General features: G+C 43.0%; 9 protein-coding genes. 2 read left to right on the top strand and 7 right to left on the bottom strand.

Annotated elements, in window-relative coordinates:
* Positions 1-103 precede the first annotated feature (103 nt).
* Entirely contained in the window at positions 104-586 is a 483-nt protein-coding gene (locus AC1HJP_RS01985) for an N-acetyltransferase family protein (RefSeq protein ID WP_480359995.1), read from the top strand.
* Positions 587-1,337: 751 nt separating this feature from the next.
* On the opposite strand, the gene AC1HJP_RS01980 is transcribed toward AC1HJP_RS01985, so the two are convergent.
* The 3 genes from AC1HJP_RS01980 to AC1HJP_RS01970 all read right to left on the bottom strand — a co-directional run bounded on the left by AC1HJP_RS01980 (position 1,338) and on the right by AC1HJP_RS01970 (position 8,098).
* Complete coding sequence (locus tag AC1HJP_RS01980; protein ID WP_138483902.1) at positions 1,338-2,894, bottom strand: AbgT family transporter; 1,557 nt, start codon at positions 2,892-2,894, stop codon at positions 1,338-1,340.
* A gap of 251 nt (positions 2,895-3,145) precedes the next feature.
* Positions 3,146-6,466, bottom strand: coding sequence for a S41 family peptidase (locus AC1HJP_RS01975; protein ID WP_480359994.1), 3,321 nt, complete (start codon positions 6,464-6,466; stop codon positions 3,146-3,148).
* 237 nt (positions 6,467-6,703) lie between these two features.
* Positions 6,704-8,098 carry an alkaline phosphatase PhoX gene (locus AC1HJP_RS01970; RefSeq protein ID WP_480359993.1) on the bottom strand — a complete coding sequence of 465 codons (1,395 nt, stop codon included), beginning with the start codon at positions 8,096-8,098 and terminating at the stop codon, positions 6,704-6,706.
* A gap of 282 nt (positions 8,099-8,380) precedes the next feature.
* Between AC1HJP_RS01970 and AC1HJP_RS01965 the strand changes: the two genes are divergently transcribed.
* On the top strand, positions 8,381-8,575 hold the full coding sequence (locus tag AC1HJP_RS01965; RefSeq protein ID WP_480359992.1) for a hypothetical protein: 195 nt from the start codon (positions 8,381-8,383) through the stop codon (positions 8,573-8,575).
* 95 nt (positions 8,576-8,670) lie between these two features.
* Here AC1HJP_RS01965 and AC1HJP_RS01960 read toward each other — a convergent pair whose 3' ends face one another.
* The 4 genes from AC1HJP_RS01960 to AC1HJP_RS01945 all read right to left on the bottom strand — a co-directional run bounded on the left by AC1HJP_RS01960 (position 8,671) and on the right by AC1HJP_RS01945 (position 13,529).
* Complete coding sequence (locus AC1HJP_RS01960) at positions 8,671-9,126, bottom strand: N-acetyltransferase family protein (RefSeq protein WP_480359991.1); 456 nt, start codon at positions 9,124-9,126, stop codon at positions 8,671-8,673.
* Positions 9,127-9,143: 17 nt separating this feature from the next.
* On the bottom strand, positions 9,144-10,187 hold the full coding sequence (locus tag AC1HJP_RS01955) for a PLP-dependent cysteine synthase family protein (protein ID WP_480359989.1): 1,044 nt from the start codon (positions 10,185-10,187) through the stop codon (positions 9,144-9,146).
* A gap of 118 nt (positions 10,188-10,305) precedes the next feature.
* Positions 10,306-12,876, bottom strand: coding sequence for an ABC transporter permease (locus AC1HJP_RS01950; RefSeq protein WP_480359988.1), 2,571 nt, complete (start codon positions 12,874-12,876; stop codon positions 10,306-10,308).
* Positions 12,867-13,529 carry an ABC transporter ATP-binding protein gene (locus tag AC1HJP_RS01945; RefSeq protein WP_480359987.1) on the bottom strand — a complete coding sequence of 221 codons (663 nt, stop codon included), beginning with the start codon at positions 13,527-13,529 and terminating at the stop codon, positions 12,867-12,869. Before AC1HJP_RS01945 ends, AC1HJP_RS01950 begins: the two co-directional genes overlap by 10 nt.
* Positions 13,530-13,538 lie beyond the last annotated feature (9 nt).

The raw sequence follows: 13,538 nt of genomic DNA, 5'->3' as shown, positions 1-13,538 counted from the left end.
ATATTCATTTAACTATGAACATTATGCACTGGTTTCATTATCTTGTTCGGTTAATATATTAAAAAAGTAAATACCGAGCGAATACGCTCTAAGAGGAAGCGCTATGTCACAACTTACCATTCGACCAGCTGAAGTCACCGACATCGACACCATTTTATATTTCATTAAAGAGCTCGCCATTTATGAAAAAGCAGAGCATGAAGTGTTAGCCACACCTGAAACCATTAAGTCGAGCATGTTCGCAGAGCACAGTGGCGTGCATGGTTTAATTTGTGAGTTAGACGGTGAAGCCATTGGTTTCTCAGTGTATTTCTATAACTACTCAACTTGGCTAGCAAAGCCTGGGCTTTATCTTGAAGATTTATACGTGTCACCAGAACATAGAGGCAAAGGTGCTGGTATTGCACTACTCAAACGTTTAGCACAAATCGCCGTTGAAAAAGGCTGTGGCAGATTTGAATGGAGCTGTTTAGATTGGAATACGCCATCACGCGAGTTCTACGAATCATTAGGCGCAGAGCCACAACATGAGTGGATTGGTTATCGCATGAGTGGTGAAACGCTGGTTAATTTTGCACAGAAGTAATTAAACAAAGCGCGGCATAAAGCCGCGCCTACAGGTTGAGTTTGAGTAGGTTGCTGCTTTGTAAGTGCGATTTTATATCGTGCAAAATAGATAAACTGGATGGCTTAAATGTGTCGCGCTAAAGCACGACCTACATCTTAATAATTATTAGACCCTGCATAGTACACCCCATTTTAAAAAACCAACAGACAACGCCCTATCCCCCTTCTATCTCGCCTGAAAATAAGCAATTGATGAGTAATGTTAGCGCATGGCGGGATTTTTGTTCCAGACAAATCCCAAGTACCTAAATCCATTTAGGCAATGCGCCAACAAGTCTGATTTAGTCCAAGGATGGGTGACGAGCGACCGGAACGCAGTTCCGCAGCGTGAGGAAGTGGAGGCATGGATGCCGACAGGCTGAAGCTTCATGGATGAATGTTTCCGCTAACTCAACCTCCCTTTGGTTGTAGTCGCCAATGCGACAAATGAGAGATTTGAAGACTAAGGTTAAAGCGCAACTCTTTGTAAGAAAAGTATTGTGTTGTATTACGTCCCTGTAGCGGATCCGGTTCGGCCATCCTGGGCCTCACGCTCGGCGCTAGTCTTGCTAAAAAATTAAAAGAGTAGGCAGTATTCGAGCCGTATTACTTCCCTGTAGCATTGCCCTTCGGGTATCCATACCCTCACTTCCTCGTGCTGCGGAACTACGTTCCGGTCACTCGTCACCCTTGCGCAAAAGTAATCTCGCGGAGCGAGATGTATTTTGCACCTAGAACCCAAACGGGATGTTGAACGCGAAGAACGCGATTAATAAGCCAGTCCAGAACACTAAGAAGGTCAGCGAGTAAGGGATCATCATGGTGATCACATCACCGAAACTGAGGTTTTTATTGTACTTACGCATAAACGCTAAAATAACGCCGGCATACGTCATCATCGGAGTAATGATGTTTGTAGAAGAGTCTGCAACTCGATACGCAGCGGCGACAAGTTCTGGCGTCATGGCTGGGTTGACTGCATACAGCATAGGTACGAATATTGGGCCCAATAGCATCCACTTTGATGTTAGGCCACCAACGAATAAGTTAATCAGTGCTGTGGTTAATACAAAGCCGATGATCAACATAATTGGGGAATCTTGTAACCCCATCGCAGATAAACCACTTGCGCCTAGATAAGTGATATATGTACCTAAACCTGAGTAACCTAAAATACCTAAGAAGTTATAACAGAAGAAGGTAAGCACTAAGATGTAACCCATGGTATTCATTTGCGCGACCATGGCTTTTACTACGTCCATCAGACTTTTGAATTTACCTGTTGCGACACCAAAAGCAGCACCCACAGAGGTAAAAATAAAGGTGATCAATAAGATCACATTATTTAGGTAAGGCGTCACGGTTTTGCCCGCGTCATTTTCGTATGGAGCTAGCGGCCCTAGCGCCAATAAAACCACTACGCCAATTGAAGCAAGTAGACCCCAAAATGCGGCACGAAGACCTTTTTTCTCGTCTTCAGTCACTGAGAAATCAGACAAGTCCATACCTTCAGGCAGATCATAAGGCATGTCTTTAAACTTAGGTTCGATGAACTTCTTAGTTACCCAAGCACCTAAACCCACCAGCATAAAGGTCGAGACAAAAATAAAGTAGTAATGCATGGTTGCTGGCGTAAGCGCACTGCCATCTGCCGCTTGAAAAGGAATGCCTTGAGATTCAGCAAAAATTTGTGCATTCAAACCAATGATCACATCCACTGGCGTGGCTGGAATTAAGTTGGCACTGAACCCTGCTGATACACCGGCAAATGCAGCCGCCATACCTATCATCGGGTTTTTACCTAGGCCTGCATACAAAAGACCGGCTAAAGGAATAAGAATAAGGTAGCCCGCATCGGTTGCGATTGAGCTCATGATCCCTAAAAAGATAAGCGCTGGCGCTAAGAACTTCTCGTTTAAACGTGTTCCAATTTTCTTGATAAGGGCATTGAATAAACCAGAGCTTTCAGCCACCCCTACACCTAGCATCACGATTAAGATAACCCCTAATACGCCGCCACCAAAACCGAGCCAATTATTCAGCAGGGCATTATCAAATACCCAGCGGACATGTTCGGCTTCTGTCATGTTTTTGATGGTATGGGTTATTGCGCTGCCATCGGCACTTTGCGTTTCGAACGTTAAGCCGCCTATTAATGCGGTTAAGGCAAATACGAATACCAAGAACCACATAAAAATAATGATGGGATCGGGTATTTTTTTACCTGCCTTTTCTATAAATGCGATGACACCACCGCTGCTCGGCTGAGCTACTTCACTTGTCGACACCTTTTTACTTCCTATTTTGTTATTTTAATTATGCTCTTTGTTCAGCATTAACCCACTTAGAGCAGTAATAGCGCAAATAGTTTAATGATTTTGTCACAAATCAGAAACAAACAAGATAAAACCACATAAAAGCGAGATAATGTAACAATTAAAAGTTCATTCTCTCGCAAGTTGACTTGCAACTTTGCAAAGAAAAGCGGCTACTTCCTGCGAAGTAGCCTCTTTCATTATCGATTTACATCAATTTTAATTTATGGTTTTACCGCTGGGGTTGAGTACTTAGGCGGTTTAATATCAAGTGGCGACTTGCCTTCAAGCTCTTTCAATAGCTCTGATACTGCACGCTCTAGCTGAGGGTCTTTCCCTTGCGAAAGCGAACGCGCATCTTGATAAACCTTGATATCTGGGGCGATCCCCTTGTTTTCACCTACCCACTCATTGTTGATAGGGTCAAACACGGCATTATCTGGTGCTGTCAGTGCGCCACCATCAACAAGTGGATAATGCACCGATGATTTCACTACGCCTCCCCAGGTTGTAGCACCAATCAGCTTACCCACTTTTTGCTGTCTAAACGCCCATGGGAAATAGTCACCACCCGAACCCGCTAGTTCATTGATAAGAAGAGCTTTTGGCCCTTTTATACCCGCTGGTAAGAGCATAGGTTTGCCGTTTGGTACTTCATTGGTGATCGCCGCGCGCAGCTTGCGATTCATTAAATCAACCATGTAGTCATCTAATAAACCACCGCCATTAAAGCGCTCATCGATCACCGCGCCCATTTTGTCTTGCTGTGCAAAGAAGTAACGGTTAAATGAAGTGAAACCAGGTGTTGAAGTATTTGGCACCCACACATAAGCAAGTTTGCCGTCTGACAACTTATCAACTAAGCGACGATTGTCTTCAACCCAAGCACGCTGACGAAGGCCATACTCACTTGAAATCGGCTCAACAATTACTTGATGCGCCCCTTCATAGTCTGGCTTGTCGTTTACTTTCAAGGTCGTTTGTTTACCCGCGGTGCCGTCTAATAGCGCATAAGGGTTATCGTTTGCTGTAAGCGGCTGGCCGTTAATCGAAACGATATATTGCTGCTCTGCCACTTTTAGATTTGGCTGATCAAGTGGACCTTTTAGTTTTGGATTCCAGCTTTCTGAGGTATAAATTCGCTCGATTTTCCAATAACCGTTATCTTGAACTAAGTCTGCACCCAATAGACCCGCTCGACGTTTTTCAACATCTGGCATATCACCACCGAATACAAAGCTGTGACCAACAGACAACTCACCGTTAACCATATCAAGTAAGTAATTTAAGTCCGAGCGGTGTTTAACATGCTCAACCAAAGGCTCATAACGCGAAAACACTTCATCCCAATCACGACCATGCATATCAGGGTCGTAGAAATAGTCACGCTGATAACGCCATGCTTCTACAAACATCTGACGCCATTCTGCTTGACGGTCTAAACGCGTTTCCAAATCAACTTTAAGTGGCTTACCTAACTTTACAGATGGTTTCGTTGCATCAACCACATGCCAACTGCGACCTTTTTTCACTATGAGCTTTTTAGTGTCAGCAGAAATGTTCACATCACTGATACCGCTTACATATGGTTTGGCCTTGCGCTTTTTAACACTGTATTTATGTAGTGAGAACGACCAACCTTTGTCGGCACGTTTAGCAAAGAACACACTGCCTTTTGGACCATGTATCACACCGCTGTAACGGCCTTCAGGCATAGGTAGTGGCATGATACGACGTTCAATGTTATCAAAATCTATGCTAACAACGACGCCATCTTTCTTTTTGTCTTTTCCTTCTTTTTTCTTAGCCGCATCTTTTGGCTTATCTGAAGACTCAGCTTTTTCCGCTTTATCAGCCTTTTTATCTGCATCAGCTTTACCTTCGTCAGGCTTAGCTTCTTTTTTCACCTTTTCTTCATCGCTACGCAGCGCAAAAGGTGAATCTAGATCTTTGGCAAGATTGATAATATAAGGCGCATACTCATGATCTGCCGACATTGAGCTGGTATTTGCCCAACCACTGTCTAAGCCATAATCAGTACTGGCTAAGAAAAATAAATGTTTACCACTTTGATCCCATGCAGGCGAAACTGAGTTAGCCATGCGATTTGTGATGGCACGGCTTTGCCCTTCTTCTAAAGACCAAACTTTGATTTGTTTAAAGCCATTATCAGCTTGCTTGGCATACGCTAGCCATTTTGAATCGGGTGCCCAAGTTAAACCTGTGCGGCCACGTTCTAAATTGTTACCGCCGACATCAATGGTTTTAATCGTCTCAGATTCTAAATCGACTAAACGGTAACGCACATCGTCGTCAACAAAGGCAATGTACTTACCATCTGGTGACCACTGTGGTTCCCAGGCCATTTTCGATTCACCAATAGAAATGGTTTTACGCTCACCCATACCATCTTGGTTTTGTAACACTAATTTATAACCTTGCTCACCCTCATCTGAGAACCAAGCTATTTTATCGCCTTTTGGTGACCAGATTGGCGCTCTATCGGCTGAGCTATGATCTTTGGTTAAATTACGCGTTGAACCATGCTCGACAGGCACTGTGAATATTTCACCACGCGATTCGAATAACGCGCGTTTGCCAGAAGGCGATAAAGAGGCATTTTTAGCGCTGCTTGCGACGTTTTGCCACTTAGTTTCTGCCCATGGGAAGTCGGCTTGAATGCTAATGTCGAGCTTTTTAGCACGCTTACGCTTTACATTATAAGTATACAAATAGCCGTCTTTTTCAAACGCTAATTGCTTACCATTGCTGGCAAGTTGCTTAATGTCACCACCTTTAAATTGGGTGATTTGTTTGGTCTTTTTGCTTTTTGGGTCATATTCCCAAATGTTCGATACCCAATCTCTATCAGACAAATAATACACTTTGCCTTTAAGCCATACCGGCTCAATATCTGTTGACGTATCGAAATGAGGTAGTTGGGTTTCTTCTTGTGTTTCTAAATCAAGTAACACAAGTGGGGTATTCTGGCCGCCTTTGTAGTTACGCCACTCGGTATCCCAGCGACTCATACGGTCAATAATGAGTTTGTCACCGTCTTTAGAAAATGCGCCATTAAAGCCCCATTGATGCGTGACAAGCTCTGGTGCTCCGCCATCGACAGACACGGTCCATAAACGTTCATAACGTTTTGGTGCGGTACCTCGAGAAGAAGCAAATAACACCTTTTTGCCATCGGGCGTCCAGCCTCTTACATACGCGTTGTTTGCATGCCAAGTGAGACGTTTTGGCTCTCCACCGGCAACAGGCACAATGTAGACAGATTGCTGACCATTTCGATTAGAGCTAAATGCAATGGTCTCACCATCAGGTGATAAATGTGGTTCAGTCTCAACTGCTTGCGTACTGGTAATACGCTTAACGTTTTCACCGTCAAGGTCTGACACCCACACATCTCCACCATAAACAAATCCGACATGAGAGTCGCTGAGCGTCGGTTGTCTTAACAGTCGAGTTTCATCTGCCGCATTGGCTGAAAAAGCACTGATCACGCCCAGTGCAACGGCTGAAATAATATTCTTCATTGTTATATTTCTCTATTTTCCTTATTGCTTGTTACCTAACAGAGTAAAAAATTATAATTTTTAGACAGTTAGCTACATATTGATGCTAACACAAAAACCCATACCAGGAACAAGTTGTGTCAAATGCCAAATAATTAAACAAGCACAAAATTAGAATTGAAAGGAAGCAATTGTAATAAATTGCTTCCTTAAGACCTGAGCCCACTTAATATCCTATGATTTCAGTCATAAAAGTAGTTAGGCTTTCTGTGTTGAAAACTGCTCCCAAGGGCCTGTAATAGCGAGAGTTTTGGTCGGAGAGTAAAGATTTACAAATAGCGTTTTTCCGTCATGAGAAAAACAGGCACCTGCTGGCTCTGTTTGAATGTGAAGTTTTGCAAACGGATACACTGCACCTTTTGGTGTCACGCCTCTTAAAAAGTTTCGAGTTATATCGGTGTATTGGTCTTCACACACTAATAAATGGCCTTGTGGAGTTACCGTTAAGTTGTCACCAAAGTTGTACTGACTGCCATCAGTACTCTCAACAAATAACTGTAATAAGCCTGGGTGCTGAGATTCTTGCTTTGTCCCTTCGTAGGCAGATGGCTGATAACGCATTACTTGGCCAAACTGTTTTTGCCCCCCATTGGTACAGCAGAAATACAATTCATTGCTGCCAAAATGAATGCCTTCACCGCGTGCAAACAGCGCTGCGCCCGCTTCATAACCCTGCTCACGTAAATCATCATTGGGACTTTCAGGGTTTGAAAGCGTGATCCATTCAACCTCTAGCCAATCACCCAGTGCCATGCTGTTTTCAGCCCAGTTTCGAGTATCAAACTGTGGTTTTTGTTTAACGACAAGGGCTTGTAATATTCCCCCTTCACTTAACTGACCTTTTACCTTTGGAATAAAGCGATAAAGTAGACTATCGCCTCTGTCTTCTGTCAGGTAAATAATACCAGTTCTTGGGTCGACAGCTGCCGCTTCATGGTTAAAACGACCCATAGCGACTAATGGTTTAGGCTCTACTAACCCATTCGCCTCTGCGGGTACTTCAAAAATATAACCATGGTCTTTTGAGATGTTGCCATCGGGACGATCGACTGACTCTTCACACGTTAGCCAAGTGCCCCAAGGGGTTGTACCGCCCGCACAATTTCTGATTGTACCGATCAGGCTCATGTACTGTTTTTCTAATGTTTGTGTTTTTAGGTTGTAAACCAGTGTTGAGGTACCACCCGGTAAAGCTGTACCAGACTTTAAGTTGTCGTAGCTTTTATTCGATTGGAAAGACTGCCATGGCACTGCTGACTTTTTTATGTGCTTTTGAGCCAGCTCGTGATTACGAACCAAAGCGACACGGTCTTCATCTAGTTTGATACACCCCATACCATCTGCGTTGTCAGGTACTGGCATACCATCATCCATTTTATCACCGAATTGTGAGATCACTCGATAATTAAAGCCTGGCGGCAAGTCTAGGATATTATTTTTGTCGGAAACTAAATCGCCATACCCTGATGACAGCGGCATGTCAGCCAAAGCCACACTATTGCCTTCTTTGCTGCGACAGCCCATCATATTGACGGTTAACCCCGAAAAAGCCAATGCCGCAGCACTGAATGTAAATTGTCTACGTGAGACCATTACTTCCCCCCAAATTTAAATTCGTACAATTACTCTAACCACAATTGTGATAATGTAACAAAGGAGTTTATTTATCAATATTGTTTTTATTTCTTAAATTTAGTTTAGAGGTGTTATATGCAAAGCATATGAAAAAGGTCGAATTTTATTTTGATATCGTCAGGTTAGATTTTATAGATGAGGTAGGAACATTGAGATAAAATTGCGTGGTCTGTGCTGTGTTCACTGTGCTCCACAATGAAACAACGCTTTATTATTCGTGCTTAATTTATTGAGGTCATCATGTTTACTGATACGCTTTTAACGATCCTCGTTATCTACTCTTTTGCTTTTTTCATTACTGGTATTTTGATGATTATTTTAGAACCTAAAGATGATGAAAATCGCTACCAACAGAAGGTGACTGAATACTCTATGTTGGCGATTGGATCGGTAGCTACTTTGTCATTTTCATTTTTTGGCCTGACAAGCCTTTAAAAAACTAAAAGTTAAAATGAATTAGGGCGTACTGAAATTAATTAACCTAAGCTTTGGTTACTCAAAGTTATCAATAATATACACGCCCTAATTTGTTATGCGCATTCAAGTTTCATCTCGACCAATGAAGGGGTAAAGCCTAGCTTTTGATAAGCATTAATGGCAGCTTGATTTTCGGCATACACATCTAAGTAAAATATGTTTACACCATGTGCTCGCCCCCAGCCCATTAACGCATCCATGACCAATCTATTTAGGCCTCGACCACGAAAGTCAGGTGCAACATACATAAAGCCAAGGTAGCCGTGTTGTTCGTGAGACAATGACTGTTTACTTGCTCTGATCTGAATATAGCCAGTCGCAATGATCTGATCTTTTTCTTCAAGCACGAGTACTTGGCTGTTTGTTTCACTTATCAACGCGGGTAAATCATAATATGTCGCGTTGTGCGCTTTAATATGACTGTTGTAAGGTCTTTCAGCCTCAACGACGGCTTGCTCTAGGTGTAGTAAATCGTTTATATCATCCTGAGTCGCGATTCTTAAATGCATCTGCTTACTTCTTATTGTTAATTAAATTGAGCCAAAAATTTATCAAATTGGCTGTAATCACCAATGTGCTCATCAACCCACTGATCGTCATGGTAGGTATTTAAGTACCTTTCGCCGCTGTCGCATAAAAGCGTTACGATTGCACCTGACTGCCCCTGCTGCTGCATCTCCAAGATCTTATTCAAGACGCCAAACATATTGGTCCCTGATGACGGCCCAACACGCTTACCTAGTTTTTTACTGAGCCAATGCATGGTGGCAATACTGGCGGCATCGGGTACTTTTTGCATCTCATCTACGACCCCTGCAATAAAAGAAGGTTCAACGCGCGGTCTGCCTATGCCTTCAATTCGACTGCCTCGACCGAGCGTAATACTGTTGTCACGGGTTTGAAAATAGTCGAAAAATACTGAGTGCTCGGGATCAACCACCAACAAATTGGTATCGTATTTTTGAAAACGTAAATAACGGCCCAGCGTCGCTGAAGTGCCTCCAGTTCCCGGGCTCATCACAATCCAAGTAGGTATAGGGTGAGGCTCATCTTGCATTTGCTTAAAAATACTTTCAGCAATGTTGTTATTACCGCGCCAATCAGTCGCACGCTCGGCATAAGTAAATTGGTCCATATAATGACCGTTTAACTCATCGGCCAAACGCTGAGACTCGCTGTAAATCTGATCTGTCTGTTCAACCAAATGACAGCGACCACCATAAAACTCAATCTGTTTGATTTTTTCATGTGCCGTAGACTTTGGTACTACAGCAATAAAATCAAGACCGAGTAACTTTGCAAAATAGGCTTCCGAGACAGCTGTACTACCAGATGAAGACTCTATGATGGGAGTATTTTCAGTAATATGGCCGTTACATAAGGCATATAAAAATAATGAACGAGCAAGGCGGTGTTTCAAAGAGCCGGTTGGATGTGTACTTTCATCTTTTAGATACAAAAGCACGTCAGGGTGAGACTTTAGATCTAAACGAATTAAATGTGTATCTGCAGAGCGCGTGTAATCTGCTTCAATGGTTTTAATTGCCCAATTAACCCAAGGTCTGTGCATACGATTTCACCTTTAGCTCATCATCTTTTATTGCTTACGTTCACTCTTTAGGAACGCACTATCACACAAGAGTGGTGCTTTAGCCAAGCACCACTCTTAGAAAAAGCTTAACAAAATATTACTGCTCTTCGAGTAGCCCCCGTGTTGGTGACTTTAACTGCCTGAGAGACATCACAATACCTGTGATTGCTATCATTGAAGCCATCACTAGAGCCTGCGTTAACACAGCAAAAAAATTTGCTTGATAAGGCATGGCCAACTCATATTTGTAAAAACTAGCAATTGATAAGTAAACGCACAAGGTGGCAACCAATGCTGGCAACAAAGTAATAATTGCCCATTCATAAAATATCAGTAGCTTTTGCTTTGTTTTATCAATGCCAAATACAGTCAATAAACCATTGCGGGCTTTATCTTGCTTTTGATGCACCGAAATTGCCGCCGCTAAAAGTAAGTTTGTAAGAAGTGCAATAAACACACTGTAAATCACCACTATCATGATTAAAAAGTTCATGTAGAAACGTATATCTGCCAGCATAGTATCCACCGACATCATGCGCATACTTGGATGTGCTTGCCAAACTTGACCAAGGTTTGCCAGCGCTTCATCGCTCAGTTGTGCATCTCCCATATAAAATGTCTCAACGTCTTCAACCGCATCATTGCTATGTCTCACAAACCAGAATGTCGTGTTACTACCACCCGAAACAAAGTCGTGTTTAGCGGCAACAAACAACTCCACAGACTGATCCCCCATGCGCATTTGCAATACATCACCCAATTTAAATTGCATGTCTTCAAACACTTCACTTTCGATAGAAACCGGCCACTGATTTGCTTTAAGAACTTGGTCACTTTGCCAACTGCCCAATACAACTTCATTGTTGCTCGGCACTTGCGCTTGCCAGTGCAGACGAATTGGTCGTTCTAAACGCGCTGATGACTCACTGGGTTGCAGCCCAGTCTCGTTAACCTTTACTTGATTGATATGCGTTAGCTGCGCGTATTGAAAAGGTGCGATATGGTTAATTTGCCCTTGGTATTGAGTTAAAAACTGCGCTAATGCCTGTTGCTCAGTTTTAGTTACTTGGCTTATCACCACATTGCCTTGATCTTTATAAGTAAGTTGCTCAAGTATATTAGTGACATCTTGCGTGATCCGCAGTGATAATAACAGTAAGGTCAAACTCAAGCCTAAGGCGATGATCTGCGCGCCTTTAACATAAATACGTTGCTGCATAAGATAAAGTGCAAAACCAAATAGCTGAGCGCGCTTTGATAGCCCCCATTTGCCCAAGCCAAGTACACACCAAGTCAACAAAACTAAACCGAATAGGCAAGCCGCCAGTGTGCCGACGACCATGACGGTTAAAGTCCAATTGTCTGAGTACCATACAATAAGTGCAATAATAGCGACGACGGGCATCATAATCTTGAGCCATTGCTTACGCTCTGGCGCTTGATAGCTCATAAGTAAACGCTTAACCGATGAAGTGAGTACCGAATACCAAGCTGGTAGAGTGAGTGCAATATAAAGACTAAGTGCGATGGCTATCACCTCGAACAGCGCTGTCCACTGCCAATCAAGCGCAATCACAATATGGTAATTTTCTAGCCATTGCACCGCAACATAAGTGGTCGCTGTTGCCAATAAAACACTTGGTACTAGGGTAATTGCAGTCGTAAATAAACACCCAAAAATAACCAACCATTTACTGGCCTGTTTTGCTAAACCATTCGCTATACAAATAGCGCTGAAGGTTTGTAATGGTTTAATGACGTTTTGATTGCTCAATGCCAAAATGATACTCGCCAAAATGACCAATAACACAGACACTAACCCCATAAACTTTTCGACTCGCTGCCAGCTTTTAGCTAAAGGATGATTACCCAGGGTTTGACTGATGAGTGTCGCGCCATCAATGTCATCGCTGGTCGCGACTAGGCTTTGTAGTTGTGTTTCACCATGCGCCATTAAGTATCGATATGATTTGGCTTCAAGCGTATTGCCTTCTATTAGCTTTGCAAGGGAGGCTAAGTGCACCATGGCACGCATATCACTGTTATGCCCCTCACTTAATCTGTCAGGCTCTGAGATTAAATAATGAGTGAATCTAAAGGTTTGCCCCGCAACGTTAATTTCATCATTGATCTTAAGTGACAAAGCTGCGGCTAAGCGTGACTCTAGCCAAATTTCATCTTGGTTTGGCCCTTTTACATACTCTGTTGTAGTTAATCCTTGTTCCTCACTCACACCAAGCGTGCCAAGTACTGGATAATTATCGTCAACGGCTTTTAATCTCACTAATTGGGCCAAATGCTTATCAGCGAATTGATGAGTCAACGTGACATTAAAAGTTTGGGTTTCACTAAACTCGTGGCTATGTTGGGTAAGCGCTTCACGCTGTGCTTGGTTCAAAGATTGAAAGGTTTGTACAACAGAGTCAGCACCTAACAATTGTTGCAAGTTTTGTTTTAAATACCCTTGTACACCATTGCCAAGCAATGTTGTGAAACTCAAATAGAAGAATAAGATGAACAGCGTAAGTAACTGAACCAGATTGACGCGTGAGCGAGTTTGCTGCCAATGAAATTGCCAAGAGAGCGCCCATAACGACTTAATAGAATAACCATTGCCTGACGCTGGCGCGCGTCTATCAATGAGGCTTGAAAGTGCATTTACGAGCATAGCTGCAATCTCCCATGTTCTAATTTATAAACTGTGTCGAGCTTTTCAGCTAAAGCTTGGTTATGGGTAATTAACACTAAAGTCGCTTTGGTCTCGCGACAGCATTGCAACATCAATTGGCTGATATGCTCAGCGGTTTGCTCATCAAGATTCCCCGTTGGCTCATCGGCAAAAATAAGTGCAGGTTCAGAGACAAAAGCCCGCGCGATGGCTACGCGCTGTTGCTCCCCTCCACTGAGCTTGCTGACAGAGAAGTCTGCACGCTCAGCAAGACCGACTTTAGACAACCAATTACGCGCTTTTTCAAATGCCTGTTTATCGCCTTTTAATTTCAAAGGCAGTGCCACATTATTCAATGCATCTAACTCAGGAATTAAATGGAATTGTTGGAACACAAAACCACTATGCTGATTGATATCGCCTGATTTAAGCGCTACTTGCTGTTTTATAAAAGACAGTTCACCACTTTGCAGCGGCTCAAGACCTGCCAAAATGCTCAACAAAGTCGTTTTACCACTGCCTGACGCGCCCACTATGGCAACTTGTTCAGTTGCTTTAATTTGCAATGATGCGTCTTCAAGTAGCGCTAAGTTCATGTCCTTATTAACAGGAATATGGTGTGTCAGGTTCGTTAAGTTGATTGCGATGCCCATGGTGAACTC

The sequence above is a fragment of the Pseudoalteromonas sp. NFXS53 genome (genome assembly GCF_056629255.1).
This window is presented reverse-complemented; position numbering and strand designations above follow the sequence as displayed.

Excerpts from the sequence above, each read along its gene's own strand:
- AC1HJP_RS01985 (WP_480359995.1), top strand. The coding sequence starts at position 104 with ATGTCACAACTTACCATTCGACCAGCTGAAGTCACCGACATCGACACC.
- AC1HJP_RS01975 (WP_480359994.1), bottom strand. The coding sequence starts at position 6,466 with ATGAAGAATATTATTTCAGCCGTTGCACTGGGCGTGATCAGTGCTTTT.
- AC1HJP_RS01965 (WP_480359992.1), top strand. The coding sequence starts at position 8,381 with ATGTTTACTGATACGCTTTTAACGATCCTCGTTATCTACTCTTTTGCT.
- AC1HJP_RS01950 (WP_480359988.1), bottom strand. The coding sequence starts at position 12,876 with ATGCTCGTAAATGCACTTTCAAGCCTCATTGATAGACGCGCGCCAGCG.
- AC1HJP_RS01960 (WP_480359991.1), bottom strand. The coding sequence starts at position 9,126 with ATGCATTTAAGAATCGCGACTCAGGATGATATAAACGATTTACTACAC.
- AC1HJP_RS01970 (WP_480359993.1), bottom strand. The coding sequence starts at position 8,098 with ATGGTCTCACGTAGACAATTTACATTCAGTGCTGCGGCATTGGCTTTT.
- AC1HJP_RS01955 (WP_480359989.1), bottom strand. The coding sequence starts at position 10,187 with ATGCACAGACCTTGGGTTAATTGGGCAATTAAAACCATTGAAGCAGAT.
- AC1HJP_RS01945 (WP_480359987.1), bottom strand. The coding sequence starts at position 13,529 with ATGGGCATCGCAATCAACTTAACGAACCTGACACACCATATTCCTGTT.